Origin of the sequence: Pontibacillus salicampi (assembly GCF_042434395.1) — a bacterium.
Lineage (GTDB): Bacteria > Bacillota > Bacilli > Bacillales > BH030062 > Pontibacillus > Pontibacillus salicampi.
On sequence record NZ_JBHLTP010000003.1, the window covers coordinates 229,108 to 255,424 of the forward strand.

At 41.2% G+C, this 26,317-nt stretch carries 25 protein-coding genes and 1 other annotated feature; of the genes, 22 read left to right on the top strand and 3 right to left on the bottom strand.

Annotated elements, in window-relative coordinates; all coding sequences use genetic code 11:
* The first annotated feature begins 38 nt into the window (after nucleotides 1-38).
* The 10 genes from nadE to yajC all read left to right on the top strand — a co-directional run bounded on the left by nadE (nucleotide 39) and on the right by yajC (nucleotide 8,020).
* Nucleotides 39-782: an NAD(+) synthase gene (nadE, locus tag ACFFGV_RS02550; RefSeq protein WP_377345004.1), complete on the top strand. Its 744-nt coding sequence runs from the start codon at nucleotides 39-41 to the stop codon at nucleotides 780-782.
* A gap of 100 nt (nucleotides 783-882) precedes the next feature.
* Complete coding sequence (locus tag ACFFGV_RS02555; RefSeq protein ID WP_377345005.1) at nucleotides 883-1,521, top strand: YhcN/YlaJ family sporulation lipoprotein; 639 nt, start codon at nucleotides 883-885, stop codon at nucleotides 1,519-1,521.
* Between the two features lie 339 nt (nucleotides 1,522-1,860).
* Complete coding sequence (locus ACFFGV_RS02560) at nucleotides 1,861-2,583, top strand: YebC/PmpR family DNA-binding transcriptional regulator (protein ID WP_377345006.1); 723 nt, start codon at nucleotides 1,861-1,863, stop codon at nucleotides 2,581-2,583.
* A 93-nt stretch (nucleotides 2,584-2,676) separates the two neighbouring features.
* Nucleotides 2,677-3,222, top strand: a complete 546-nt coding sequence (locus ACFFGV_RS02565; RefSeq protein WP_377345007.1) for a BofC C-terminal domain-containing protein — start codon at nucleotides 2,677-2,679, stop codon at nucleotides 3,220-3,222.
* A gap of 471 nt (nucleotides 3,223-3,693) precedes the next feature.
* Nucleotides 3,694-4,308 carry a Holliday junction branch migration protein RuvA gene (gene ruvA, locus ACFFGV_RS02570; protein ID WP_377345008.1) on the top strand — a complete coding sequence of 205 codons (615 nt, stop codon included), beginning with the start codon at nucleotides 3,694-3,696 and terminating at the stop codon, nucleotides 4,306-4,308.
* Between the two features lie 15 nt (nucleotides 4,309-4,323).
* Entirely contained in the window at nucleotides 4,324-5,325 is a 1,002-nt protein-coding gene (ruvB, locus tag ACFFGV_RS02575; RefSeq protein WP_377345009.1) for a Holliday junction branch migration DNA helicase RuvB, read from the top strand.
* Entirely contained in the window at nucleotides 5,322-5,522 is a 201-nt protein-coding gene (locus ACFFGV_RS02580; protein ID WP_377345010.1) for a DUF2905 domain-containing protein, read from the top strand. Before ruvB ends, ACFFGV_RS02580 begins: the two co-directional genes overlap by 4 nt.
* Nucleotides 5,523-5,542: 20 nt before the next feature.
* A complete protein-coding gene (gene queA / locus ACFFGV_RS02585; RefSeq protein ID WP_377345011.1) occupies nucleotides 5,543-6,568 on the top strand; it encodes a tRNA preQ1(34) S-adenosylmethionine ribosyltransferase-isomerase QueA in 1,026 nt (341 codons plus the stop codon).
* A 27-nt stretch (nucleotides 6,569-6,595) separates the two neighbouring features.
* Complete coding sequence (gene tgt, locus ACFFGV_RS02590; protein ID WP_377345012.1) at nucleotides 6,596-7,732, top strand: tRNA guanosine(34) transglycosylase Tgt; 1,137 nt, start codon at nucleotides 6,596-6,598, stop codon at nucleotides 7,730-7,732.
* A 21-nt stretch (nucleotides 7,733-7,753) separates the two neighbouring features.
* Nucleotides 7,754-8,020: a preprotein translocase subunit YajC gene (yajC, locus tag ACFFGV_RS02595; RefSeq protein WP_377345013.1), complete on the top strand. Its 267-nt coding sequence runs from the start codon at nucleotides 7,754-7,756 to the stop codon at nucleotides 8,018-8,020.
* A 50-nt stretch (nucleotides 8,021-8,070) separates the two neighbouring features.
* Here the strand turns inward: yajC and ACFFGV_RS02600 are convergent, their stop codons facing one another.
* Nucleotides 8,071-8,448 carry a TIGR04086 family membrane protein gene (locus ACFFGV_RS02600; RefSeq protein ID WP_377345014.1) on the bottom strand — a complete coding sequence of 126 codons (378 nt, stop codon included), beginning with the start codon at nucleotides 8,446-8,448 and terminating at the stop codon, nucleotides 8,071-8,073.
* Between the two features lie 124 nt (nucleotides 8,449-8,572).
* Here ACFFGV_RS02600 and ACFFGV_RS02605 point away from each other — a divergent pair, with 124 nt between their 5' ends.
* From ACFFGV_RS02605 to ACFFGV_RS02615, 3 genes are all read left to right on the top strand, one after another.
* Nucleotides 8,573-9,874: an ArsB/NhaD family transporter gene (locus tag ACFFGV_RS02605; protein WP_377345015.1), complete on the top strand. Its 1,302-nt coding sequence runs from the start codon at nucleotides 8,573-8,575 to the stop codon at nucleotides 9,872-9,874.
* A gap of 62 nt (nucleotides 9,875-9,936) precedes the next feature.
* Entirely contained in the window at nucleotides 9,937-10,596 is a 660-nt protein-coding gene (locus tag ACFFGV_RS02610) for a YetF domain-containing protein (RefSeq protein ID WP_377345016.1), read from the top strand.
* Between the two features lie 69 nt (nucleotides 10,597-10,665).
* Nucleotides 10,666-11,346, top strand: coding sequence for a class I SAM-dependent methyltransferase (locus ACFFGV_RS02615; RefSeq protein ID WP_377345017.1), 681 nt, complete (start codon nucleotides 10,666-10,668; stop codon nucleotides 11,344-11,346).
* 76 nt (nucleotides 11,347-11,422) lie between these two features.
* Here ACFFGV_RS02615 and spoVB read toward each other — a convergent pair whose 3' ends face one another.
* The gene (gene spoVB, locus ACFFGV_RS02620) at nucleotides 11,423-12,979 is read right to left on the bottom strand and encodes a stage V sporulation protein B (protein ID WP_377345018.1); all 1,557 of its coding nucleotides are present in this window, start codon (nucleotides 12,977-12,979) and stop codon (nucleotides 11,423-11,425) included.
* Between the two features lie 212 nt (nucleotides 12,980-13,191).
* Between spoVB and ACFFGV_RS02625 the strand changes: the two genes are divergently transcribed.
* From ACFFGV_RS02625 to dtd, 7 genes are all read left to right on the top strand, one after another.
* Nucleotides 13,192-13,518, top strand: a complete 327-nt coding sequence (locus ACFFGV_RS02625; protein ID WP_377345019.1) for a post-transcriptional regulator — start codon at nucleotides 13,192-13,194, stop codon at nucleotides 13,516-13,518.
* Nucleotides 13,519-13,629: 111 nt separating this feature from the next.
* Complete coding sequence (gene secD / locus ACFFGV_RS02630; RefSeq protein WP_377345020.1) at nucleotides 13,630-15,996, top strand: protein translocase subunit SecD; 2,367 nt, start codon at nucleotides 13,630-13,632, stop codon at nucleotides 15,994-15,996.
* Nucleotides 15,997-16,407: 411 nt separating this feature from the next.
* The gene (locus tag ACFFGV_RS02635; protein ID WP_377345021.1) at nucleotides 16,408-16,740 is read left to right on the top strand and encodes a LapA family protein; all 333 of its coding nucleotides are present in this window, start codon (nucleotides 16,408-16,410) and stop codon (nucleotides 16,738-16,740) included.
* A 64-nt stretch (nucleotides 16,741-16,804) separates the two neighbouring features.
* Nucleotides 16,805-19,156: a single-stranded-DNA-specific exonuclease RecJ gene (gene recJ / locus ACFFGV_RS02640; RefSeq protein WP_377345022.1), complete on the top strand. Its 2,352-nt coding sequence runs from the start codon at nucleotides 16,805-16,807 to the stop codon at nucleotides 19,154-19,156.
* Nucleotides 19,146-19,658 carry an adenine phosphoribosyltransferase gene (locus ACFFGV_RS02645; RefSeq protein WP_377345023.1) on the top strand — a complete coding sequence of 171 codons (513 nt, stop codon included), beginning with the start codon at nucleotides 19,146-19,148 and terminating at the stop codon, nucleotides 19,656-19,658. The genes recJ and ACFFGV_RS02645 overlap by 11 nt, the downstream gene beginning before the upstream one ends.
* A 233-nt stretch (nucleotides 19,659-19,891) precedes the next feature.
* The gene (locus ACFFGV_RS02650) at nucleotides 19,892-22,105 is read left to right on the top strand and encodes a RelA/SpoT family protein (RefSeq protein ID WP_377345024.1); all 2,214 of its coding nucleotides are present in this window, start codon (nucleotides 19,892-19,894) and stop codon (nucleotides 22,103-22,105) included.
* A 12-nt stretch (nucleotides 22,106-22,117) separates the two neighbouring features.
* The gene (gene dtd / locus ACFFGV_RS02655) at nucleotides 22,118-22,576 is read left to right on the top strand and encodes a D-aminoacyl-tRNA deacylase (protein WP_377345025.1); all 459 of its coding nucleotides are present in this window, start codon (nucleotides 22,118-22,120) and stop codon (nucleotides 22,574-22,576) included.
* Nucleotides 22,577-22,650: 74 nt separating this feature from the next.
* Here the strand turns inward: dtd and ACFFGV_RS02660 are convergent, their stop codons facing one another.
* Entirely contained in the window at nucleotides 22,651-24,309 is a 1,659-nt protein-coding gene (locus ACFFGV_RS02660) for an N-acetylmuramoyl-L-alanine amidase family protein (protein WP_377345026.1), read from the bottom strand.
* Between the two features lie 144 nt (nucleotides 24,310-24,453).
* Here ACFFGV_RS02660 and ACFFGV_RS02665 point away from each other — a divergent pair, with 144 nt between their 5' ends.
* Nucleotides 24,454-24,630 (top strand): hypothetical protein, encoded by a 177-nt coding sequence (locus ACFFGV_RS02665; RefSeq protein WP_377345027.1) that lies wholly within the window; start codon nucleotides 24,454-24,456, stop codon nucleotides 24,628-24,630.
* 108 nt (nucleotides 24,631-24,738) lie between these two features.
* Nucleotides 24,739-24,961 (top strand) — a binding site (T-box leader).
* Between the two features lie 82 nt (nucleotides 24,962-25,043).
* The gene (gene hisS, locus ACFFGV_RS02670) at nucleotides 25,044-26,315 is read left to right on the top strand and encodes a histidine--tRNA ligase (protein ID WP_377345841.1); all 1,272 of its coding nucleotides are present in this window, start codon (nucleotides 25,044-25,046) and stop codon (nucleotides 26,313-26,315) included.
* The last annotated feature ends 2 nt before the right edge of the window (nucleotides 26,316-26,317 follow it).

Below are 26,317 nucleotides of genomic sequence, written 5' to 3' on the forward strand. Positions count from 1 at the left end.
TTAACATAATTTTTGCTACGAGAGGAAGATATATACTTATGCAAGAAAAGGTAAATCATTTAGTAGAGTGGCTGCAGGAACAGGTTCAGGATGCAGGGGTAAATGGTCTCCTTGTCGGCATTAGCGGAGGTATTGACTCTGCAGTGGTCGCTCATTTAATCCAACGAGCTTTCCCTAAGCAGTCCCTAGGTGTAGTGCTGCCATGCAAGAGCAATCCAGGGGATCAGGAGGCAGCTTATAAAGTAATAGAAAGCTGTGGTATTGAATCCCTCACTGTAGATTTAACAAAAACCCATAATGTACTCTATTCGACAGTGCAACAACAACTAGAGACTAAAGGAGACTACAACGAAAATCAAGAGCGATTAGCAGATGCCAATCTTCGGGCTCGTTTGCGTATGAGCACGCTATATACTCTTGCGACAAATTATAAGTATCTTGTCGTTGGCACAGATAATGCTGCGGAATGGCACACTGGCTACTTCACTAAATATGGAGACGGGGGTGTGGATCTTGTCCCTCTCCTCCACTTGACGAAAGGGGAAGTTCGTGACCTGGCTCGAGAGCTTGGCGTTCCTTCAGAAATTGTTGATAAAGCTCCAAGTGCTGGTTTATGGGAAGGACAAACAGATGAGAAGGAAATGGGCGTAACATACGATACTATTGACAGCTACCTAAAAGGTGAGGAAATCCCGGCAGAAGATAAGAAAATTATTGATGATATGCATAAACGGACAGAGCATAAACGGCAGCTTGCTGCAGCTCCTAAAGCTTTTGACTAATGACATCTTTTTAGTCAATAGAAGAGGAATTACCTAAAAGTAACTTGAGTAGAAAGGACCTCCTTCATCCATGCTAAGAATGGAAGGGAGGTCCTTTAATATGATACAGAAACTTGCCTTATTAGGAAGTATATTGGTAGTGATGTCTGCAGCTGGTTGTGGAATACAGGAAGAATCCATTGTTGAGCCTGATCTACAGCCGGAATCTCTTTCCACAGAATTGGATAATATGTCTGAAGAAAAGATGATGGAGGACGGACAATCCGAAAAAGCAAAGAATGAGCCTTCATATACAACTAATGAGGACTCAGAACATAATCAGTATGAACTAAACAGAGCAAGACAAAAATCAACTGGTAATGAATATCCGAAAAAGAATACACCTAAATCTGACCCTCACGCTATGTCTACTAACAATAAGGATTACGACCAACAATCAAGAACCATCTCCAAACGGCTAGCACAGTCCAGGTTTGTGATGACAGCACAGGTCGTTGTAACCAATGATACCGTTGTAGTTGCAGTGGAGGAACCTTCAAGAGCTACTTATACAAGAGTAGACGTAGCGGAAAAAGTGCGCAAAATGGTCAGGGAAATGCCTGAAGTTAAGGGAAAAGAAGTGGTAATCTATACGGATGAACGCTATTGGGACCGAATGAAGGATTTAAAGAGCAGAATTCATCAGGATGAGGAAATGCCTGAAGGAATCGATCAGCATAGAGATAAGAATTATCGCTAGTAGGAGCAGAAGGATGCTCCTTTTTTTTATGGAAGACTCTGTTAAAAAGTAACCCATTAAATGGGAGATAGCGGGATTATAAAATTTGCGATAGTTTTGCAGAAGGATTTTAAAAATCCGTGTTGATGGTTGGGGAATAACTGCCCTTTCCTGGCCATACCTTTCTCCTATAAAGGTAACGAACCATCATTATCTCGGTTTCAAGCTGCCAGCTAAGCAGGAACATGGACATAGGGAAAGGGAGGATTTGCAGCGATTTTAGTTATCTTTTAACGGTTAGGTGATTATGTTATAGTATATAGGAATGTGCAATTATGGAAAGAGAGAGGAGAATGTCCTATGGCTGGTCATTCTAAGTGGGCCAATATTAAGCATCGTAAGGGTGCGCAGGATAAAAAACGCGGGAAAATCTTTATGAAGCTAGCGAAGGATTTGTATGTCGCAGCGAAAGAAGGCGGCGGAGATCCAGAAACAAACCCAGCTCTCCGTCAAGCAATTGATAAAGCCAAAGCAAATAATGTACCTAACGAAAATATTGATCGTGCGATAAATAAAGCAACCGGAAATTTGGATGGAGCGAATTATGAAGAGGCCATGTATGAAGGGTACGGCCCTAATGGCGTTGCGGTAATGGTAGAGGTGTTAACCGATAATCGCAACCGTACTGCTTCTGAAGTTCGTCACGCATTTAGTAAGAATGGGGGAAACCTTGGAGAAAATGGCTGTGTCTCCTTCATGTTTGATCGAAAGGGATATATCGCCATTAGCAGTGAAGAAAATGATGTGGACGAAGAAGAGCTGATGCTTGAGGTTATTGAAGCCGGAGCGGACGAGATGGAAACAGAAGAAGGAGCTTTCGGAATTTATACAACTCCCGAAGCTTTTCAAGACGTTCGTTCTTCCTTAGAAGAGCAAGGCTATTCCTTAGAAGAGGCTGAAGTTACTTTCTTCCCTCAAACTTATGCTCATCTAGAGGGCGATGATAAAGAGAAGATGGAAAAACTTGTGGATATGCTTGAGGATTTGGAAGACGTTCAAGAAGTATATCATAATCATAAATAATACCTTCCTCACAGGGATAAAACTTCTAAACTCAGGTCATACTGAGATTAGAAGTTTTTTTAGTGACATAACCTGCGTGGGGGTGTGGATGGCATGAAGAGATTATATCCGATGATGGCAATTTTGTTAGTTGGATTGTTTATTTATAGCGGAGAACAGAAGGCTGAGGGTAGTGAATCTATGAATCAGCCGCCCCGTGATACAGATGGAGCTAAGTCCTGGGAACAGGACCCTCTAGTGTTGGAAGTGGTGCTGCAGCGTTCTTACATGGATGGAGTGGTGACGGAGGAAAGGATGGAGGAGACCATTTGGGCAATGGAGGATTTTTGGGCTACGTACGATGGCTGGGAGGTTATTAATCAGTCCGATAATCAGATTATTTTCGGAAAAGAAATGAATGAGTTGTCTCCAGTTATTAAGAAGAACGGGTATTTTGGTGTGAATGACGAGGGAGAGCTTACCATATTCGATGGAATTCCTGAAAACCAGAAGGCTATTCAATCCTTCTTTTATATTGATACGGACAAGCTCGAAAGTAGAAAATCAGAAGAGTTACAAAAAGGGATAAAAATTAATTCGAAGGATCAATATTTAAGCTTGATTAAGGAGTACGAGCAGTACTCCATCTCGAATCAATGAAAGTCCTAAAATGATACGGAGAAGGGAGTACCCATGTGGTGCTCCCTTTGCTATTATAATCAGAATGGATCATAAAGAAACCGTCCGGGCTTTCCTGGACGGTTTTATAGGCTTTACGGTATTAATGGAATCATAGTATTCTCTTCTTTGCTGCGCCTTATCATATGTATAAGGGAGGGCTATCGAGAGCTCTTAGGTTGTCTAGTAACTTTCTCTGCATTCACACCTAAAGATTTTAGATATTGAATAATGCGATCAATAGTTTTCATTCTAGAACACCTCATAACTGTTTGAGACATTTCTACCTTCTATGATAAGTTTTAATGACCAGTCAGTCAACAAATATTTTCGAAAAATTTCTTTTGTTTCGAAATTAAGCGTACGAACGTATGTCCGATGTTCTACGTCGAGTAAACCTCTCTTTTGTGTTAAAATAAGAAAAGGTAAAGTGAGAGAGAAGGAGTTAATGAGATGATCGCATATATTCATGGCATGATTACTTCTGTAGATGCAGAGAGTATCATTGTCGAAACACATGGCGTAGGATATCATATTGCATGCCCTAACCCATATGCTTTCCAAAGTCAATTGAACAAAACATTACGTATATATACATATCACTACGTTCGGGAAGATAATGAGATGCTGTACGGTTTTAAATCGTCGGAACAAAAGTCATTGTTTTCAAAGCTATTAAACGTCTCTGGAATAGGTCCAAAGGGAGCATTAGCTATTTTAGCCGCCACTTCAGTAGGAGAATTTGTATCGGCTGTGGAACGGGAGGATGACGCTTTCTTAACGAAATTTCCTGGGGTAGGGAAGAAGACAGCTCGACAAATGATTTTAGATTTGAAAGGGAAGCTGTTGGAATGGCTGCCAGTTGAACAGGAAGAGGAAACGTTATTCTACGAAGGAAAAACAAATGACGAAAGTAATAAACAAGTGGATGAAGCGTTGGAAGCGCTGAAAGCACTAGGCTATTCTGATAAGGAATTAAAGAAAATAAAACCTTCCTTAAGCCAGAAGCAGAATGCTTCCATTGATGAGCTTGTTCGGGCTGGTCTTGCATTGATGATGCAAAAGTAAGAAAGGAGGTACAATATGGAGGATCGTATGGTTAGTGGGGATCTCCAGGCGGATGATGAATCTGTGGAATTAAGCCTACGTCCTAAACGATTACAACAATATATCGGACAAACGAAAACGAAGGAAAATTTAAAAATCTTCATTGAAGCAGCAAGGATGCGCGATGAGCCATTGGATCATGTATTATTATATGGCCCACCTGGCCTTGGTAAAACGACACTTGCTTCTATTATATCTAATGAAATGGGAGGTCAGTTTCGTACAACTGCCGGCCCTGCGATTGAGAGAGCTGGTGATTTGGCAGCTATTCTTTCCTCATTGGAGCCAGGAGACGTTCTCTTTATTGATGAAATACATCGTTTGCCCCGTTCCGTAGAAGAGGTGCTTTATCCTGCGATGGAGGATTTTTGTTTAGATATCGTAATTGGTCAAGGGTCCGAAGCGCGTTCTATACGATTGGATTTGCCCCCATTCACGTTGGTAGGTGCTACGACAAGGGCGGGGTTATTATCTGCTCCGCTTCGAGATCGTTTTGGGGTGTTAAGTCGTCTTGATTACTATGACAAAGAAGATCTATGTGCCATTGTAGAACGGACGGCAGAAATATTTCATGTGAGAATCGGTAGGGATGCAGCATTAGAAATTGCCAGAAGAGCTAGAGGAACTCCTCGTATTGCTAACCGCTTATTGAAGCGTGTGCGGGATATTGCACAGGTGAAAGGGGAAGAGGTTATTTCCCTTGAAACGACTCAACTCGCCTTAGGAATGCTGCAGGTCGATCAGGAAGGTCTTGACCATATTGACCATAAGCTGTTATTAGGCATTATGGATCATTTCAAAGGTGGTCCAGTGGGCCTTGATACGATTGCTGCCACTGTTGGAGAGGAGTCCCAAACCATTGAGGATGTTTATGAACCATTTCTTTTGCAGATGGGGTTTATACAACGTACCCCCAGGGGAAGACTGGTTACCAATAAAGCCTATGCGCATTTCAATAGGGAGGTTCCGGGAGAATGACAGAATTCTCTAAGGTCTTTATCATTATTGGTATAATATTTATCGTAGTAGGGCTAATATGGACGTTTATTGGCAAATTGCCGGGTGATTTTTCGTTTACGAAAGGAAACACAACGTTCTATTTTCCTATCATGACTTCCATTATTGTGAGCGTCGTGCTATCATTAATTTTTTATATAATTGGTAAGTTTCGTTGATATAGAACAGGGAGAGAATTATGGATATAAAAGAATTTGATTTTCATTTGCCTGAAGAATTGATTGCTCAAACACCACTATTAAATAGAACATCCTCTCGTATGCTAGTGCTCGATAAAGAGACAGGGGAGACAAACCATCAGCATTTTTATGACTTGCCTTCCTATCTGGAGGCTGGCGATTGTCTCGTGTTAAACAACACTCGCGTATTGCCTGCCAGGTTATTCGGGACAAAAGAGGATACAGGTGCGAAGGTAGAAGTTCTGCTTCTTCATCAGCAAGAAGGTGATGTGTGGGAAGTACTTGTAAAGCCTGCCAAAAAGGTGAAAGAAGGAACTAGAATTACTTTCGGGGATGGACAATTAGTAGCAGAATGTACAGAGCTTAAAGAGCATGGCGGACGAATAGTACGCTTTAGGTATGAAGGTATTTTTCTAGAGGTGCTGGAGTCCCTTGGTGAAATGCCACTTCCTCCATACATTAAAGAGCAGCTGGAGGACCGTGAGCGGTATCAGACTGTATATTCCAAGGAGGAGGGCTCAGCAGCAGCTCCAACTGCAGGTCTGCATTTTACATCAGAGCTACTGCAAGAGATCCAGGCTATGGGAGTGGAGATTGCTTACATCACCCTTCATGTTGGATTAGGAACGTTCCGCCCGGTCAGTGCAGAAACAGTAGAAGAGCATGACATGCATGCAGAATTTTACGAGATGGATCAAGAGACAGCTGAAAAGCTAAAGCAAACACGAGCAAGAGGCGGACGTGTCATTACTGTGGGTACAACCTCCACACGAACGCTGGAGACTATTGTTCGTGATCATGGCGATTATACCGAGGCAAGAGGGTGGACGGACATTTTTATCTATCCTCCGTATGAATTTAAAGCGGTCGATGCTTTAATTACAAACTTCCATCTGCCAAAGTCAACATTGATTATGATGATCAGTGCCTTTGCTGGCAAGCAGCACGTTATGGCCGCCTATCAAGAAGCAATTGAACAACAGTATCGATTCTTTAGCTTCGGAGACGCCATGTTTATTAAGTAATTCAGCGCAACGAGAAAGGATAGAATTATGGCAATACAATACGAACACATTAAAACAGATAAACAGACGGGTGCCAGACTAGGGCGTGTCCACACACCTCATGGCTCCTTTGATACCCCAACCTTTATGCCGGTTGGTACGCTTGCAACAGTTAAAACGATGGCTCCAGAAGAGCTTAAGGAAATGGGTGCCAACATTATTCTGTCAAACACCTACCACCTCTGGCTGCGTCCTGGAGAGGATATTATCGAGGAAGCTGGTGGATTGCATAACTTCATGAACTGGGATGGATCAATCCTGACAGATTCGGGTGGGTTTCAAGTTTTCAGTCTTAGTAAACTGAGGGACATTAAAGAAGAAGGGGTACATTTCCGTAACCATATTAATGGGGAAAAGCTATTTCTTTCACCTGAAAAAGCAATGAACATCCAGAATGCACTAGGATCTGATATTATGATGGCGTTTGATGAATGTCCACCATATCCTGCGAGCTTTGATTATATGAAAAAATCTGTAGAGCGCACAAGCCGCTGGGCTGAACGTTGTCTGGACGCTCACAAGCGCCCTCATGACCAAGGCTTATTTGGCATAGTCCAGGGCGGGGAATACGAAGAGTTACGCCGTCAGAGTGCCCAAGACCTTGCATCCCTTGATTTTCCCGGGTATGCTATAGGTGGATTGTCTGTTGGCGAGCCGAAAGACGTAATGAACCGCGTGCTAGATTTTACTACACCACTGCTTCCAGAAGATAAGCCGAGGTATCTTATGGGAGTAGGATCACCAGACTCTTTAATAGATGGCGCCATTCGCGGTGTAGATATGTTTGACTGTGTATTACCAACAAGAATTGCTCGGAATGGAACGTGTATGACATCTCAGGGAAGGCTCGTCGTGCGTAATGCGAAATTTGCACGGGACTTCCGGCCAATTGATGAAGCTTGTAATTGTCATACATGCCGCAATTACTCTCGAGCATATATTCGTCATCTTGTTAAAGCAAATGAGACATTCGGCTTCAGACTAACAACTTATCATAACCTCTATTTTCTGTTAAACTTAATGGAGCAAGTTAGAGAAGCCATCCGGCAAGATCGCCTCGGGGATTTCCGCGAGGAGTTCTTCGAGCAATATGGCTTTAATAAACCTAATGCTAAAAACTTTTAATATTGGAAGGATGAATGGAACGTGAGTGGAACTTTAGCTTCAATTATTCCCTTGATTTTAATGTTTGTGATTTTCTATTTCTTATTGATTCGCCCACAACAGAAAAAACAAAAGCAAGTACAGCAAATGCAAGCTGACTTGCAAAAAGGCGATAAAGTAATTACGATTGGCGGATTACATGGAGATGTACATGCCATCAATGAAGGGTCTATTGTACTTATCGTAGAAGATGGAACGAAATTAACATTCGATCGATCTTCTGTAAGAGAAGTTGTCAATAAAGACTAATAAAAAAAGCGCTATTCCTCGGAATAGTGCTTTTTTTTATGGAGAGATTCCTATTGAGTACTGCTGCTCATGTTCACACCAATCATGCCACCAAGCAATGCGATAGCAACATATCCTGAGTGATAGAGCATTTGCGTTAATCCCATTCCTTCTTCATAACCGAGATAACGAAATAATAAGACGATGAGGGTAAAGCCTGCGCCTGTCAGCACCCCTAACAGCCAACCTTTTTCTTTCCCCTTCATACCTGATATAAAGCCACCAGCGAATAAGGTTAGTAATCCAATTACGAGTGTTGTCCACTGCAATGTCGATTCTGTCATTTCAGAGAAGCGGAGGATGATTGCTAGTATAAGGCTTGATACAGTCATTAGAATAAAAATGGCAATCCACCCGTACATTAGAGCCATCAAGCGGTCCTTTGTCATTGTGATTTCCCCCTGTTTGTCCATTTTCTACTAACATATGCACAAGAAGTTGAAATAGAATAAAATATTTCGCCTACTCCCCTGAATACATTAGTATAAATGGACAAGAAGAGGGGAACTGCAAATGGAGACAACCCTGGCTATCGCGGTCTTTCTAGTTAGCTATATATTTATAATGACAGAAAAAATAAATCGTGCCCTGGTCGCTTTGGCGGGTGGTTTTTTAATGCTATTGAGCGGGATATACAAATGGGAAGATGCTTATACAGATTTCATTGATTGGGGGACGATTACCCTTTTATTTTCCATGATGGTGCTAATTTCTATTACGAAAAAAACAGGTTTGTTTGAATACATTGCTATTCTAATGGCTCAGAAAGTGCAAGGATTCCCTGTTCCATTGTTGGTCGTAACAGCAGTGTTAACGGCGCTTGGGTCGGCATTGCTTGATAACGTAACTACTGTGCTTTTGTTTGTACCTATTCTGCTTACGCTGACGAACTTGTTACAATTACCGGTATTTCCGTATATGCTTACAGTTATTTTAAGCGCTAATATTGGTGGTACGGCAACGTTGATAGGCGATCCTCCCAATATTATGATTGGTCAGGCTGTAGAACACCTTACTTTCCTCTCGTTTGTCGTTCATCTAGGACCAGTAGTCCTAGTTATATTTGTTACAACGGTCTGCTGCTTAGCATTGATGTTTCGGAGGAAGTTACATACGAAGGAAGAATATAGGATGAAATTAATGGATATGAATGCAGAAAGCTATCTCATTAGGACTCCTATGCTGTATCAATCCATAGTAGTCCTTTCCCTTACGGTGAGCGGATTTTCACTCCACGCCTTTGTTCATGTGGAGTTGACTACCGTAGCGGTTTGTGGTGCATTGCTATTGCTTTTGTTGACACAAAAGGAAGCGGAAGCAGAGGAAATTTTTAAGCAAGTAGAGTGGATTACGCTGTTCTTTTTTATCGGGCTGTTTATGCTAGTTGGCGGGTTGGAACAAGTTGGTGTGATTGATGAGCTAGCAAGGGGGATTATGTGGATTACGGAAGGGGATTTACCATCAACGGCTCTGCTTCTATTATGGATTTCGGGTATTTTCTCTGGCATAGTGGATAATATCCCTTTTGTTGCTGCTATGATTCCTGTTATTCAGGAATTTCAGTCTTACGGCATTACTAATTTAGATCCATTGTGGTGGTCACTTGCGCTTGGGGCTTGTCTAGGCGGGAACGGTACATTAATCGGTGCATCTGCAAACGTAGTAGTTGCTGGCTTAGCATCAAGTGCTAAGCATCCAATAGGCTTTGTCAAGTTTTTGTTATATGGATTTCCTGTGGTTATCTTTTCTTTACTTGTTTCCACAATTTATGTGTACATCCGGTACTTACTTCCGTTTCTACACAACTCTCTTTAGGCATAACTCTATTCGTTTAGTTCACACTAAGAACATATTGTGTACAGAGAGTGGGAACGAACGTGGATGCAAACGAAATTTTCATTATTATAGCGAGAACCTTTGGAACCTATTTTGTTATTTTAATTATCTTTCGGTTCATGGGAAAGCGGGAAATTGGGGAATTAAGTGTATTAGATCTAGTTGTATTCATTATGCTGGCGGAAATAGGAGTATTCTCCATTGAAGAACCAAAGGACGAATTTATACATGCTGTTATCCCTATGGTCGTTTTATTGTTCATTCAACGAGGAACTGCCTGGGTTTCCTTGAAAAATCAGCGATTTAGAGATCTGGTCGATGGAAAACCTTCTGTTATCATTCGTAAAGGAAAAATAGACGAAAATGAAATGAGAAGGCAGCGGTACAATTTCGATGATTTGATGATGCAGCTGCGGGAGAATGGAACTAGAAATGTTGGAGATGTGGATTATGCTGTGTTAGAACCTTCTGGGAAGCTTTCCATATTTGAGAAGGATCCGCAAATGCCGCATGAAGGGTTTGTCCTTCCCCTTATTGTTGATGGAGAAATCCTCCACGATAATCTGAAGCAAAACCATAAAAATGAGGATTGGCTTAGGGAGCGGCTGAAAGAAAAAGGGTATGAGGAGATTCGGGATATTTCTTTCCTAACAATTGATCAGCAGAATAAATGGTATATTGACAAAAATAACGAACAATAAAGGAGTATACCTTTTAAGTAGAGAACCTATCATAAAATAGGAAAGTTTAGATTATGGGGGATAGCATACATGAGTATGGAATTTAATTGGCATAAAGAAGTAGAAAAACGGTGGGACGGAAATGTTCAATTCTGGTCAGATAAGAGTAAGGACATGTGGGAGAATGGGAGTCGTTCTTCCATAGTCCCTTTTTTTGAGAAGCATGTGGAAGCAGGGAGTCGAGTTGCTGACGTAGGCTGTGGAGATGGATATGGATCATACAAGCTGAACCAAGCAGGCTTTTCTGTTATTGGCGTAGATATATCACCAAAAATGGTGGAATATGCAAATCAGCAAGCGCAAGAAGGCTTGCAGTTTCAAGTTGGGGATCTATCATCGTTACCTTTTGAAGACCATTCCTTTGATGGATTAATTGCAATTAACTCAATGGAATGGACGGAGACTCCGCTTCTAGCTCTACAAGAAATGAGAAGGGTGTTAAAGCCTGGAGGTCATTTATGTGTCGGATTGCTCGGACCAACTGCTGGACCTCGTCAGAACAGCTATAATCGGTTATACGGAGAAAGTGTTATATGTAACACGATGATGCCATGGGAGCTGGAGCAGCTTGCCGCTGAGAATGGCTTTAGAATCAAGGATGGGGAGCCTGTCTATAAAGAAGGGGTAACAACAGCCCATACGGAAGCATTAGCTAGGCCGCTGCAACAAGCATTAACGTTTATGTGGTTATCTATGCTAGTGAAGCAATAGAATGTCAATCAGCCGCTTTCCATCGAGCGGCTGATTTTTTTATAGAAAGCCATGTATCATGATGATGCATGGGAAATCATGGTTTGATAAATCCTTTGAAGAATGGAAGCTGTTTCAGCTCGTCTTTCGTAATAAAACGGAATAAGAATAGTAGAGCAGTATAGCCAATAGTGAACACGACAAGCAGGACAAGGAATGACCACACATGATTGGTTGCATGGGGGAATAGGTCTTGCAGCCATTCTCCTCCAAGCCAGGTCATGATAATTAAGCTAACCATTTTGCAAATATCAATAAATGGTAAACGGAATTCAATAGCCTTCATTAGCGTAAACAGATGTAGGAAGGTGACGAGAATCACTCCAACTACTATAGCTAGGGCGACTCCCATTATGCCAAAATCAGGCTGTGTAGCTAAAGCAAGCAACACCCCGAATTTCACTACGGCTCCTATTAGGCTATTCCACATGGCTGCTTTAGCTAGGTCAAGAGCTTGTAAAGCAGCCTGTAGCGGAGCTTGAAAATATAGTAGTAGGAAGAAGGGCGACATTAGAACAAGAAATCGGGCAGCGTTACTACTGCCATACATAAAGCTCAATATAGGTGTTGCAAATAACGCGATAACGACGGTAGCTAGAGCACCTGAGGCAAAGGAAAGACGTATTGCCTGGTGAATCCGATAATGAATGAGCTGCTTGTCTTGTTTCGCACCTGCCTCACTGATATTAGGTACCAGAGCTACCGACAAGGAATGCGTAATAAAGGTTGGCAGCATGAGCAATGGAAGAGCGTATCCAGTTAATTCCCCATATTGCTTTGTTGCGATGGCTGTTTGTACGCCTGCAATCGCTAAGCTTTGTGCTACGAGTATGGGCTCCAGAAAGAAGGAGAGAGAGCCTACAAGTCTACTCCCTGTGGTAGGCAGTGCAATGGACATTAATTCCTGAAGGGTCTCTTTTCCTTCTTTTAAATAATTGGAAAATTTGTTGCGTATTTTTATCCGTTTTTTCACCTTAAACATCCGAATCATATATAACAAGGAGACGAACTCTCCAAGCACAACAGAAATCATCGCACCGGCTGCAGCATATTCCACCCCTAAGGGAGCTAGCGCACTTGTGAAAAAAGCGACACACGAAATGCGTACAATTTGCTCAATAACTTGAGAATACGCCTGAGGCTTCATGTTTTGCCGACCTTGGAAATAGCCTCGAAGTACAGATGAAATAGCTACTATAGGAACGATAGGACTGATTGCAAGAAGCGGATACAAGGTTCTTTCATCCGTTAATAGTGTTTTAGCAAGAAGAGGGGCAAGCATCACCATACCAGCTGTGAAAATAATGCTTAGTATTCCAGTTATGACAAGGGAGATGACGAGGATTTTTTTTATCTTCAATAGATCTCCGTGTGCTTCTGCCTCTGCTACTCGTTTAGAAATGGCTACTGGTAAACCAAATTGAGTGAGCGTGATAACGAGAATAAGAGTAGGAATCGCCATCATGTAAAGTCCTACTCCCTCCTCTCCCATGATCCTCGCGATAACAATGCGATTCACAAAGCCAAGGAATCTAGTAATCATGCCAGCAGCTATAAGAATCAGCGTCCCCTGTAGAAAGGTTTGCTTAGTCATATTAAAGCCCTACCTTCTCAAAAAATTGAAATTCATATACAATGAATGTATATGCGAAAAAGGTAGCCAAGCATGACAAGCATATAGAATGTTTTTCGAATCCACTCTAAGACGGGTGGGCTTTATTCTGTACATAGGACAATCAGAATGGATACAAGGGTTAGGATGATATGTAGTGGCATCATTACAAATTGTTAATGGAGGGGAACCACTTGGAAGAAAGTAAAAATGTAATGGAATGGAAGCGGATGGTTTATCCAGTGTTGCACAGTAAAGTGGAGGAATTTCAATTGCTAGGCTACCCTAATGCTCATGAAGAAGGTATATGGAAGTGTATGGTAGAGAAAGTATGGAAAGGAAAGCCAGAGAAGCGCCTGCACCAAATTGTTCAAGATATTTTCCATCTAAATATTGGTACTTATATGAGCTATTTGACGATTCAAGCTTATCAAGGGAATGAAGACTTAATGACTTCCATAAAAGCTTTAAGCGGGCCAATTCATGAGCAGCAAGATGAGACGGATGAGAACGCGCATTGACATCACTAGTACAACCTCTCTATAATTGCTTTACTAGCATAAAGTCAGTGAATGAATCGTAAATACGGAAGATATATATGGTTTTGGAAATCGAAGGAGGCACTTTTATTCATGATTAAGCGGGGACGTATCGTTGCATTTTTCCTCCTCATACTACTCTTTGCAGGAACAATAAGTACAACGATACAAGGGATTACGAAGGACATACGATTAGGACTCGACCTTCAAGGCGGCTTTGAAATACTATATGAAGTCACACCAATTGAAGAAGATCAGGATCTAAACAGAGATGTGTTAGAGGATACAGTAGAATTACTTACAAACCGTGTTAACGTACTCGGTATTAGCGAAACTAACATAAATATTGAGGGCGAAGACCGAATTCGTGTGCAATTGGCAGGGATTGATGATCAAGACAAAGCGAGAGAGCTTCTCTCAACATCTGCAAGATTATCATTCCGGACAATTGATGATGATCAGATTCGCATTAACGATAAACCATTAAGCCTGGAAATGGATGAAGAATCTACAGACACCTCTCCTGATACTGAAGAAGGGGAAATCTTCGACGGGAACGATCTCGTGGAAGGAAGTGCTTCGCAAGAATTTGGCCCATCTGGTGCCCCTATCGTTACACTTAAGGTGAAGGACGCTAACGATTTTGCGAGTGTTACAGAAAAGGTGAAATCTCTTGTGAATTCCGACGTCTCTGTACCATATTCGCCAAATGCAATGGTAATATGGATGGACTATCAGGAAGGCGATTCTTTTGTTGAAGAATTACAAAAACCAGCAGATGAACGCAAATATATTTCTGCACCTAATGTTGACCAAACCTTAATGACTAACAATGTTCAAATTAACGGAGATTTTACGAAGGAAGAGGCTCAGGAGCTTGCCAAGATATTAAATGCTGGCTCGCTTCCCGTTAACATGGAGGAGTTATATTCCAATTCCGTGGGAGCGCAGTTTGGTGAGCAGGCAATGAATAAAACCATTCTTGCTGGTTCTATTGGTATTGGCTTAATATTTGTCTTTATGATGCTTTACTATCGTCTCCCTGGTGTGGTAGCCACTATCACATTAAGTGTGTATATCTATTTAATTCTGCAAGTATTTGAATGGATGAACGGAGTGTTAACATTACCTGGTATTGCGGCACTCGTACTAGGAGTAGGTATGGCTGTTGACGCTAATATCATTACCTATGAACGGATAAAGGAAGAGTTGAGGTCTGGTAAATCAACTATTTCTGCTTTTAAAGCGGGTAACAGTCGCTCATTAAGTACAATATTGGATGCTAATATAACAACTCTATTAGCAGCGATTGTTCTATTTAGCTTCGGTACAAGCTCCGTTAAAGGATTTGCGACCATGCTAATATTAAGTATAATCGTAAGCTTCCTTACAGCTGTGTATGGTTCCCGCCTGCTATTAGGCTTGTGGGTAAACAGTAAAGCATTAAATAAGAAGCCTGGTTTCTTTGGTGTCCGGCAAAAGGATATCCAAGATATTGCTGATGATGAGGAAGTGGAGCCGAAAGTATTCGGGCGTTCCTTTGACTTCGTGAAGCACCGTAATAAGTTTTTTGCAATATCTATATTACTTGTTGTATTTGGGGTAGGATTTATATCCTTTACGGGCTTGAATGTGGGCATTGACTTTACAAGTGGGTCGCGTGTCCAAATACAAGCAGATAATTCAGTCACTGCTGAGGATGTAGAACAAGATTTTCAAGATCTTGGATACGCACCGAAGAAGGTAGTTGCTTCTGGGGATAACAAAGATGTGGCGGTCGTACGCTTTGATAAAGTGTTAACTAAAGAAGAAATTGCCGAAATAAAGAGTGAAATTGGTAAGCAATACAGCAGTGCTGAGAATGTTAGTACAAGTGTCGTTTCCTCTATTGTAGGGGAAGAGCTCGTGAAGAATGCGATTTACTCTGTGCTGATTGCCTCTATTGGTATCATTATCTATGTGACCATACGATTTGAAATTTACTTTGCTTTAACAGCGATTGTGGCGCTCTTACACGATGCCTTTTTCATTGTGGCACTGTTTAGTATTACAAAGTTGGAGTTTGATATTACTATTATCGCTGCAATACTGACAATCGTCGGGTATTCCGTCAACGATACCATTGTTACCTTTGACCGGATTAGGGAAAACTTGAAGAAGAAAAAGCGTGTCAAGACATTCAAGGAACTATCTGAGATTGTCAATCGAAGCTTAATGCAAACACTAGCACGTAGTATAAATACGGTCCTAACCGTCATATTTGCTGCATTAATGCTGTTATTATTTGGAGCTACCTCTATCACTAATTTCTCCTTCGCTCTAGTGATTGGATTACTAGCCGGTACGTACTCCTCCCTCTTCATCGCTGCTCAGCTGTGGTTAGTTTGGAGAGGCAGCATGCTTAAGAAAAAGCCAATCAAATACGAAGAGAAAAAGAAACCTTCTGGTCCACAAGTATAAAATGACCTATTATAAGCCCCTGAATGGCGTATGCTATTCCAGGGGCTTTATAGTGCATTAGCATTAATGATGTTATATTGTTCCGAATAAGGAGATAGTGGAAGACCTTGGTGCGAGATAGTTTGAAGGGATGGGTCAAGCGTTTAACAGTGAAAGGTATCGCCTGAAAGTCACTCGCTTTCTGCCTGTCGTGTAAAGACGAATTAAGCGAAGCTATTCCAACCACTCAACTCATCTTTCCACAACAGACCAGCTATAATGCGCATGATGCCTATTGTTTTCTCCTTCGTATTTATAAAAACATTGTTTAATGAAGTTTTCTATCTTCGTTTTTAGTTCTTTTTCAGCTGGGAATAGTATAGTAAAGTAAAGGAATAAATGGATGGGATGGACTAGGAGAGGAGTAATAGAATGAAAGGTCAAAAGAATTTTATATTTGCACTGATTTTTGCGTTAATTGTTGCTATTTTTGCTGTTATTAATGTGGACCCAGTAGAAGTGAATTATCTATTTGGATCCGGGCAGGCACCGCTTGTGCTGGTCATATTGGGTTCAGTTCTTATGGGAGGTCTTATCGCTGGTACATTTGGGATGGTGCGCTTATACAAATTACAACGAGAAAAAAGAACACTAGAACAGCAATTGAAACAATATGAGCTTGAACAAACGCATCATAGCTCTACGGTAGACACAAGCGATGAAGAACAGCGCTCAAAAGAGTCTGAACCATCCAAAAATAGTTAAAATAGAAAGGCAGTTTACTACCCCTGACCCGCTCTTGTATAATTAGTAGGTCAGGGGTGAATCTATGTTACGGAGTAAAGCTAAATGGAATTATGTTCAAAGTGATGAGCATGCCATGCCAATAGATGATTCGTTATCGGCATTAACTAATCAATTGTTGCGTCAAAGAGGTATTCATACAAAGGAAGCTGCGGATTATTTTTTATCCCCAAAGCTTAATCATTTACATGACCCGATGCTCATCCATGATATGGATAAAGCGGTATCGCGAGTGAAAGAAGCTATTACAAATGAAGAACGTATATTAGTATTTGGAGATTATGATGCAGATGGGGTAAGTTCTACTGCTTTATTAATAGAAACGTTGAGAGAATTAGGCGCTGTAGTAGACTACTATATCCCTAACCGTTTTACAGAAGGCTACGGGCCAAATGAGCAAGCCTTTCACAAAGCAAGTGAGGCAGGAATATCCCTTATTATTACGGTAGACACAGGGATTGCAGCTCACCATGAGGCTCTGGTAGCCAAAGAGTTAGGTATCGACTTAATTATTACCGATCACCACGAAATTCAAGAAACTCTCCCAGCAGCATATGCTGTGGTACATCCTAAATGCTCTCCTTCTTATCCCTTTCAAGAGCTTGCGGGTGTAGGGGTGGCATTTAAATTTGCCCACGCACTGTTAGGTGATTTACCCAAGCATTTACTAGATTTAGTTGTTATTGGGACGATTGCAGACCTAGTGCCTTTACATGGGGAAAACAGAGTTTTAGCTTACTATGGTCTACAGGCTCTAACCCGTTCGTTGAGACCTGGAATTCAAGAGTTAAAGAAGGTTTGCAGTCTGGAAGGAACGATGACAGAAGAAGATATTGGATTTGCTATCGGTCCGCGTCTCAATGCTGTTGGTCGTCTTCAGGATGCTTCTCCGGCTGTCGAACTAATGCTTACCGAAGACAATGATGAGGCTGCTATGCTAGCCAATCAAATTCACGAATTGAACCAAGAGCGTCAACAAATTGTCGCAGATATTGCCAAAGAAGCAGAAGCAATGCTGGAAGCAGAAGGGGATATTCTACCTTCTGTTATTGTTGTGGCTAAAGAAGGATGGAATCAAGGTGTATTAGGTATAGTTGCCTCCAGATTGGTAGGGAAATACGATAGACCTGCTATCGTTCTTTCGATAGATTCAGAAAATAATACGGCTAAAGGATCCGCACGAAGCATAGATGCATTTGATTTATTTACAAATTGTATGGAAGTACGAGATTTATTCACTCATTTCGGAGGACATGCCCAAGCGGCTGGAATGACACTGCCATTGAACCATGTTGATATTGTGCGTGAAGAGCTATCTGCAAAGGCTGACGCTCAATTAGCACCAGAGGATTTTGCGCAAGTACTAAACATTGATCAGACTCTAGAGATACAGTCCATCACGTTGGAAGCTATTGATGATGTGAATAAATTAGCTCCTTTTGGTATGGGAAATCCGAAGCCATTGTTTGCTCTAGAGAAAGAAACTCCGTCGGAAATTCGGCAAATTGGCAGCAAGTTAAACCACTTAAAGGTAAAGTTATCTGCTGATGGCAAGGAAATGGATGCGGTTGGATTTGGACTGGGAGATGTGTACACGCGTATTGCTCCGAAGTCGAGGTTGACCATTGTTGGAGAGCTTTCGATAAATGAATGGAATGGGCGAAAAAAACCCCAGTTAATGATGAAGGACCTGCAAGTTGATGAATGGCAGTTATTTGATTATCGGGGTAATCGACATCTTCAAAAAACAGTACAGGATGTACCCAAGGACAATACGTTAGCACTGTATCATCACCCAGTTCCACGAGAGGAAGAATGGATGTTTGGTACATTTGATGTGTTAGAGGTTGTCGAGGATGAGATGGCTGATGATTTACCTTTAGAGGAAGTAGATCACTTACTTATTATGGATCTTCCACCCTCACTGGAGCGTTTATCTACTCTCCTTCATAAACTGGCACCAAAGAACATTTATGCCTGTTACCGAACAGATGATGCGGCTTTTCTAAAAACAGTTCCAACAAGAGAACATTTCAAATGGTTCTACGGTATGTTAATGAAACGAAAGCAATTCCATCTACAGAATGAAGGACCAAAGCTTGCTGCACATAAAGGCTGGTCCGTCGATGCTGTGGAATTTATTACAAACGTGTTTTTTGAACTTGAATTTGTTAGAATAGAGAATGGACTTGTGACGCTACATGACAATCCTTCTAAGAAGGATTTGTCAGAATCAACGTTATATCAATCTAAACATGACTATTTAACCGTCGAGCAAACATTATATTTTTCATCCTATCGACAGTTAAGAGCCTGGTTGGAAGAGCAGTTCAATCAGGGTGCGCACCCTAAGGAGGAAGTAATCAATGAACCTTAAAGATTATGTTACAGTGGTAGAAGATTGGCCATCAGAGGGAATTAAATTCAAAGATATTACCACTTTAATGGATAATGGAAAAGCATTTAAAACAGCGGTAGATCAAATTGTGGAGTATGCGAGTGAGAAGGAAATTGACCTTGTTGTAGGTCCGGAAGCTCGTGGCTTTATTATTGGCTGCCCAGTTTCCTATGCAATGGAAGCTGGATTCGCCCCGGTACGTAAGGAAGGAAAACTTCCTAGAGAGACAATCAAAGTGGATTATGGTTTAGAATATGGTAAGGATGTCCTGACTATCCATAAGGATGCTATCAAGCCTGGTCAACGTGTTCTTATTACAGATGATTTATTAGCTACTGGCGGGACAATTGAAGCTACTATTAATTTAGTTGAACAGCTAGGCGGTGTTGTAGTCGGCTGTGCATTCTTAATTGAATTAACGTACCTTCATGGACGTGAAAAGCTGGATGGCTACGACATTTTAACGCTTATGCAATATTAAGATAAGAGGAGTGCTCTGTAACGAGTACTCTTTTCCTATAGTATTTAATGAAAAAGTGATATAATAAATACATTCCACGACTTTTACCAACATAGGTAAAAGTCGTATTTTTCAATTGTAATCAAAATGGTTTATATTACTAATAATTTTCTATACAATCAATATAACATTTATTATAGTTAGGTTAAGAGCAAACGGTCTTGTTGACGAATTTTACTCATAAAGGTGATAGGATGTCTAAAGATAAAATTTTGACAGCAGATGAAGTGGTGGAACAAGCGAGCGGGTACCTTTCCGACGAAGATACTTCTTTTATTCGTGGTGCATATGAATATGCACAAGAAGCGCATAAGGAGCAATATCGGAAATCAGGGGAGCCTTATATCATTCATCCTGTCCAAGTAGCTGGAATACTAGTAGAGCTTGAGATGGATCCTGTGACGATTGCAGGTGGCTTCTTACATGATGTAGTAGAAGACACCGATGTAACCGTTGAGGATCTTGAGAATGATTTCAACCAGGAAGTCGCTATGCTCGTGGATGGTGTAACGAAGCTTGGTAAAATTAAATATAAGTCGAAAGAGGCACAGCAAGCTGAAAATCACCGTAAAATGTTTGTAGCGATGGCTAAGGACATACGTGTCATTCTTATTAAGTTAGCAGACCGTCTGCATAATATGAGAACGCTCAAACATCTTCCGCCTGAAAAACAGAGACGAATTTCTAATGAAACGTTAGAAATTTTTGCTCCGCTGGCACATCGCCTTGGTATTTCGACCATTAAGTGGGAGCTGGAGGACACTGCCCTCCGCTATTTAAATCCTCAGCAATACTATCGTATCGTTCATTTAATGAAGCAGAAACGAAATGAACGAGAGCATTATATTGGGGAAGTCATGGACGAAATTAACAATCAATTAGATGATGTTAAGATTACTGCGGACATATCTGGTCGTCCAAAACATTTATATAGCATTTATCGTAAGATGGTCTTAGAGAATAAGCAATTCAATGAGATATATGACTTACTTGCTGTTCGGGTTATTGTAAATAGTATTAAGGATTGCTATGCAGTACTAGGCATTATTCATACATGCTGGAAGCCTATGCCTGGTAGATTCAAGGATTATATCGCTATGCCAAAGCCAAACCTTTATCAGTCGCTTCATACGACTGTTATTGGACCAAAGGGCGATCCATTAGAAGTACAAATTCGTACCCAGGACATGCACGATATTGCTGAGTATGGAATTGCTGCTCATTGGGCGTATAAAGAAGGCAAGAATATTGATCAGAGCAATCAATCCTTTGATGAGCGGTTAAGCTGGTTCAGGGAAATTTTAGAATGGCAAAATGAAACGCATGATGCAGAAGAATTTATGGAGTCCCTTAAGGTCGACCTGTTCTCGGACATGGTGTATGTGTTTACTCCAAAAGGAGATGTCATTGAGCTTCCATCTGGTTCAGTACCAATCGACTTTGCGTATCGGATTCATACGGAGGTAGGGAATCAAACGATAGGGGCAAAGGTCAATGGCAAGATGGAGCCTCTGGATTATAAGCTGAAAACAGGCGACATTGTAGAGGTAATGACTTCTAAGCATTCCTATGGTCCTTCAAAGGACTGGATTAAGATTAGTCAAACATCCCAGGCTAAAAATAAAATAAAACAGTTTTTCAAGAAGCAGCGACGGGATGAGAACATCGCTAAAGGAAGAGAACTCGTTGATAAAGAAATTCGAAGCATGGACCTTGAACCGAAGGAAGTACTAACATCGGATAATCTGAAGCGAGTAGCCGAGAAGTTTAATTTTAACAATGATGAGGATATGTATGCTGCTGTTGGGTATCACGGTATAACAGCAGCTCAAATTGCAACTCGTCTCACAGATAAGATGCGCCAGAAGCCATTAAAGACGCAAGATTTAGAGGAAACGCTTGAAGGAGTTCAAAATGAAATGAAGGCAACACCTTCAAAGCCTGCCTCTAAGAAAAAGGATTCTGGTGTGAAGGTGAAAGGAGTAGACAACCTCCTCGTCCGTTTATCGCGATGCTGTAACCCTGTTCCAGGAGATGATATTGTAGGATATATCACGAAAGGTCGTGGTGTATCTGTTCACCGCTCTGACTGTCCGAACGTTCATACAGAGGATGTTAAGCATCGTTTGTTACCTGTTGAGTGGGAGAATACAGGAGAGGATAGTAAGCAATATAGCCTCGATATCGAAATTTCCGGCTATGATCGCCGTGGCCTGCTGAATGAGGTGCTACAGGCAGTAAATGAAACGAAAACTAATATAACGGCTGTTTCAGGTAAATCAGACCGTAACAAGATGGCAACCATTCATATGACGATCCTTATTCATAATATTGGTCATTTGAGGAAAATTGTTGATCGTATTAAACAAATACCAGATGTATATACCGTTAGAAGAATGCTACAGTAAGGGGAATTCAAGGTGAGAGCTGTTATTCAAAGAGGAAAACAAGCAAGTGTTACAGTAAATGGAGAACAGACAGGCTTTATTAAAAATGGCTTAGTTGTACTCTTGGGTGTAACACATGATGATACAGAAGAGGATGCAAAATATCTCGCAGATAAAATTGTACATCTCCGCATTTTCGAAGATGAAGAGGAGAAGATGAATGATTCATTGAAGGATGTAGAAGGTCAATTGCTTTCTATCTCCCAATTCACCTTGTATGGGGAGACGAAAAAGGGTCGGCGTCCTAACTTTATGAAGGCAGCCAAGCCGGGTCCTGCAAAAGAGCTTTATGAAACGTTTAATACATTGGTTGAGGAACAGGGAGTGCCTGTGGAAAAAGGGGCATTTGGAGAAATGATGGATGTTCAGCTTACCAATGTAGGACCGGTTACTTTAATTGTGGACAGTGAAGACCGTCATAAAAAAGGCTGAGGACTCAGTCTAATGATATAGAGCAGTAAAAGCTCAGCACATTATATATGTGCTGAGCTTTTTTTGGATACAGCCTATTTAGAAAAATACTCCATTAACCCAGTGGTAATTCCCTTTGAGACATTCTCTTGATAATCGTTGGTACGCACGTACGTTTCTTCCTGTTTATTAGAAAGGAACCCAAGCTCTAACAGCAAGGAAGGTTGACGATTCTCTCTAATAACGTGGAAATCTTCTTGTTTTGCTTTACGGTCGTCTAGGCCTGTGGCTTTTACCATAGCGGCCTGTACCGTTTTGGCAAGCTCGCGGTGATGACTATCGTAATAAAAGGTTCCAATTCCGTTAGCAGAAGGGGCCTCTGGAAAGCTGTTATAATGAAGGCTTAGAAATGCATCTGCATCTTGGATGTTCGATGTGGCAGCTCTTGAGCTCAAGGCCACGTATGAATCTGTTGATCGCGTCATAATAACATTTGCTCCGGCCATTTTTAATCGATTCTCTAAGTGTTTCGCTGTGCTTAATACGACTTCTTTCTCGAATATCCCACTTGCGCCAATGGCTCCAACATCTCGTCCGCCATGACCAGGGTCTATGACAATTGTTTTATTCCGTAAACCAGGGGAAGACGGCTCGTTAATATATCCGTCGCTTGGGGACACAATCCAATCGGCTACATATGCAGAATGGCCATTGTACTCAATCTCGTACCAATTATCTTCATGATTCAACACCTTAAATTGATCTCCCGTACCACCACGGCCTACTATTGATGTATCGGTAGAAGGACCTTCTCGAATATTGGTGGCATTATATAAAAACGTAATCCAGTCCTCTTGCTTCGCCGTTTCCCCTTTTTGAGATACTAGCCAGCTGGCTATCCAACCAGAAGTTCCGTTTGAGAGAGTAATGTAATACCAGCCGTCTTCCTCTTTGGAAAAGGAGAGGCTGGTTCCTTCCTTTACTTTTCCAATGAGGTCGCTTTGTACGTTTGGTTTTGCTCTTACATGTAAAACAGGTGTTTCCACAGTTATGGTTCCTGACTGATTTGTTTTATTAGAAGCATTTGCATTTGCTATTAAGAATTCATTAGCAACCCAGCCTTGTTTTTGTTGGTAGGCTATTTTGGTCCATGTATTTTTCTTTTCCAGTATTTCTACAGACATACCTTTATTTAGCTGGTCCAACACAGATGAAGAGGTGCTAGGCTCTTCTCTTACATTTAAATGGTTTGCATTAATGATAGTGCTGGATTGGGGAGAAGAAGAGGTGATGCTGATGTAATTCTTATAAACATATCCTGTTTCTCCCTTATAGCTGATTTGCACCCAGTCTTCCTTCTGTTGTAGAAGAGGGGCTTCTTCTCCTTCTTGTAGTGCTCCGATAACACTACTGGAGGAAGAGGCTTCGCTTCTTACTCGTAATTCATCGGCATTTGAAGTAATAGTGGATGATGAGTCCTCTGTGATGCTGACATGCCAGCTGGCAACCCAGCCTGTAGTATCGCTATCCGCTTGAATTTTAATCCAATCATTTTCTTGAGAGAGGATTGTATAGGATTCCTGTTTATGTACCTCTCCTATTGCTTTGTAGCTAAGTCCTGGACCTTCCCTAACTTGTAAGGGCTCAGCATTTACTTCTACTTGCCCTTCAGCTGAAACAGATGAACCTGTAGTAGCAGTGAAGGTTGTAAAAAGCATTAGGATAAAGAGAAGTACTCGTAGCTGTTGGTGCAAATTGTCTTACCCCCTTTAATTGGATAGAACAGTATAGTATTTACTCTACACACGTTCGACATACTAAAAAAAATTCCTTCCGTCATGAAAAAAATTTTACGTTTAGGGAAAACTAATCAAAAAGAGCTGGAGAAGGGGTAACATATGAAGGAAAGCTACAAACAAAGGAGCATGAAACAAGCATCTCAGGATATATTTGGCATGACATATCATAAAACTTGTGAGACAGATTCATTTTATAGTAAAATCACTATGGCAGAAAGCTATGGAGTTACAAGAGATGATATAGAAACTGTGAAACAAAATATGAAACGTGGTTGACAGGTTGTGATTTACTCCTTATGATAGTAATCAATTCAATCTTTTATTTTCAACCAAACATGCTTTGTAACAAGCTATGAGAATATAAACACATGAAAGCTATAAGAATTAGATCCAATGAGGGAAAAAGTAATTAAAGGACAGTTGGTTAGAGAGAAAGTGCCGTTGGCTGAAAGCACTTTTGCAAGCTGCTTTAATGAAAGACATTTCTTAGGTTTCTCATCGAACCCAGCGGTAGTAGGTGTAGAACGTACGCAGGCGTTAACTGCTAAAGAGGAAGCACAAATGTGCTTCAACTAGGGTGGCAACGCGGGAATATCCCGTCCCTATTCGATGCAGAAGTCGAATAAGGGACGGGATATTTTTATTTTTCATAAGAGTTAGTCATTTAAAGGAGGATATATATGAGTAATATGAAAGGCCCTCGAGGGACGCAGGATATCTTACCAGGTTCGGTTGAAAAGTGGCAATATGTCGAGACGGTGCTTCAGGATATTTGCAATCGTTACAACTATAAAGAGATAAGAACCCCAATCTTTGAACATACAGAATTGTTTCAACGTGGAGTAGGGGATTCCACTGATATCGTACAAAAAGAAATGTACACATTTGAAGATCGAGGAGGTAGAAGTGTTACGCTTCGCCCCGAAGGAACTGCCTCTGTTGTACGCTCGTTTGTGCAGCATAAGGTGTACGGTTCTCCCAATCAACCAACAAAGTTGTTTTACTTTGGACCTATGTTTCGTTATGAAAGACCACAGCAAGGGAGAATGCGTCAATTTGTACAATTTGGTGTAGAGGCACTAGGAAGTGACGATCCCGCCATTGACGCTGAGGTTATTGCTCTTGCTATGAATGCATATCAGGAATTAGGGCTTACTTCTTTGAAGCTGGTTATCAATAGTCTTGGAGATAAACAAAGCAGGAACAGGCATAGAGAAGCATTAAAGCAACACTTCACCCCACACAAAGAGGAACTATGTGAAGATTGTCAATTGCGTCTTGAATCAAACCCAATGCGTATTCTTGACTGTAAGAAGGATAGAGATCATCCAGCGATGGCAACAGCCCCATCTATCTTGGATTATCTGAATAACGATTCTCGTGAGTATTTTGAGACAGTGAAAGCTGTACTTGATAACATGGGTATTCCATATGAAATCGATCCTAATCTTGTTCGGGGACTTGATTACTACAACCATACTGCTTTTGAGATTATGAGTGAGTCAGAAGGGTTCGGTGCTATCACTACATTAAGCGGTGGCGGTCGATATAATGGATTGGTAGAAGAAGTTGGTGGACCGGAAACAGCAGGAATTGGCTTTGCCATGAGTATTGAACGCCTGTTGATGGCGTTAGAGGCAGAAGGAATTGAATTACCTATAGATGAGAAATTGGATTGCTACCTAGCAACCCTTGGAGATGAGGCGAAGCAAGAAGCAGCTGGTATCATTTATAAACTTCGTCAGGAAGGTATTCAAGTAGACAAAGATTACGCAGGTAAGAAAATGAAGGCTCAATTTAAAGCAGCTGATCGCCTGAAAGCTCGATACGTTCTCGTGTTAGGGGAAGAGGAATTACAAAATAATCAAATAAACGTAAAGAACATGGAAACAGGGGAACAAAACACGATAGCTATTCAAGAAGTAGTTCAGCACATGAGATCGGAATTAAAGGAGGACTAAAT

Coding starts and splice junctions, on each gene's coding strand:
- ACFFGV_RS02565 (WP_377345007.1), top strand. CDS start 2,677: ATGAAGAGATTATATCCGATGATGGCAATTTTGTTAGTTGGATTGTTT.
- ruvA (WP_377345008.1), top strand. CDS start 3,694: ATGATCGCATATATTCATGGCATGATTACTTCTGTAGATGCAGAGAGT.
- ACFFGV_RS02560 (WP_377345006.1), top strand. CDS start 1,861: ATGGCTGGTCATTCTAAGTGGGCCAATATTAAGCATCGTAAGGGTGCG.
- ACFFGV_RS02645 (WP_377345023.1), top strand. CDS start 19,146: ATGAACCTTAAAGATTATGTTACAGTGGTAGAAGATTGGCCATCAGAG.
- ACFFGV_RS02615 (WP_377345017.1), top strand. CDS start 10,666: ATGAGTATGGAATTTAATTGGCATAAAGAAGTAGAAAAACGGTGGGAC.
- tgt (WP_377345012.1), top strand. CDS start 6,596: ATGGCAATACAATACGAACACATTAAAACAGATAAACAGACGGGTGCC.
- hisS (WP_377345841.1), top strand. CDS start 25,044: ATGAAAGGCCCTCGAGGGACGCAGGATATCTTACCAGGTTCGGTTGAA.
- nadE (WP_377345004.1), top strand. CDS start 39: ATGCAAGAAAAGGTAAATCATTTAGTAGAGTGGCTGCAGGAACAGGTT.
- spoVB (WP_377345018.1), bottom strand. CDS start 12,979: ATGACTAAGCAAACCTTTCTACAGGGGACGCTGATTCTTATAGCTGCT.
- ACFFGV_RS02605 (WP_377345015.1), top strand. CDS start 8,573: ATGGAGACAACCCTGGCTATCGCGGTCTTTCTAGTTAGCTATATATTT.
- ACFFGV_RS02600 (WP_377345014.1), bottom strand. CDS start 8,448: ATGACAAAGGACCGCTTGATGGCTCTAATGTACGGGTGGATTGCCATT.
- ACFFGV_RS02665 (WP_377345027.1), top strand. CDS start 24,454: ATGAAGGAAAGCTACAAACAAAGGAGCATGAAACAAGCATCTCAGGAT.
- queA (WP_377345011.1), top strand. CDS start 5,543: ATGGATATAAAAGAATTTGATTTTCATTTGCCTGAAGAATTGATTGCT.
- recJ (WP_377345022.1), top strand. CDS start 16,805: ATGTTACGGAGTAAAGCTAAATGGAATTATGTTCAAAGTGATGAGCAT.
- secD (WP_377345020.1), top strand. CDS start 13,630: ATGATTAAGCGGGGACGTATCGTTGCATTTTTCCTCCTCATACTACTC.
- ACFFGV_RS02555 (WP_377345005.1), top strand. CDS start 883: ATGATACAGAAACTTGCCTTATTAGGAAGTATATTGGTAGTGATGTCT.
- ACFFGV_RS02635 (WP_377345021.1), top strand. CDS start 16,408: ATGAAAGGTCAAAAGAATTTTATATTTGCACTGATTTTTGCGTTAATT.
- ACFFGV_RS02580 (WP_377345010.1), top strand. CDS start 5,322: ATGACAGAATTCTCTAAGGTCTTTATCATTATTGGTATAATATTTATC.
- ruvB (WP_377345009.1), top strand. CDS start 4,324: ATGGAGGATCGTATGGTTAGTGGGGATCTCCAGGCGGATGATGAATCT.
- ACFFGV_RS02650 (WP_377345024.1), top strand. CDS start 19,892: ATGTCTAAAGATAAAATTTTGACAGCAGATGAAGTGGTGGAACAAGCG.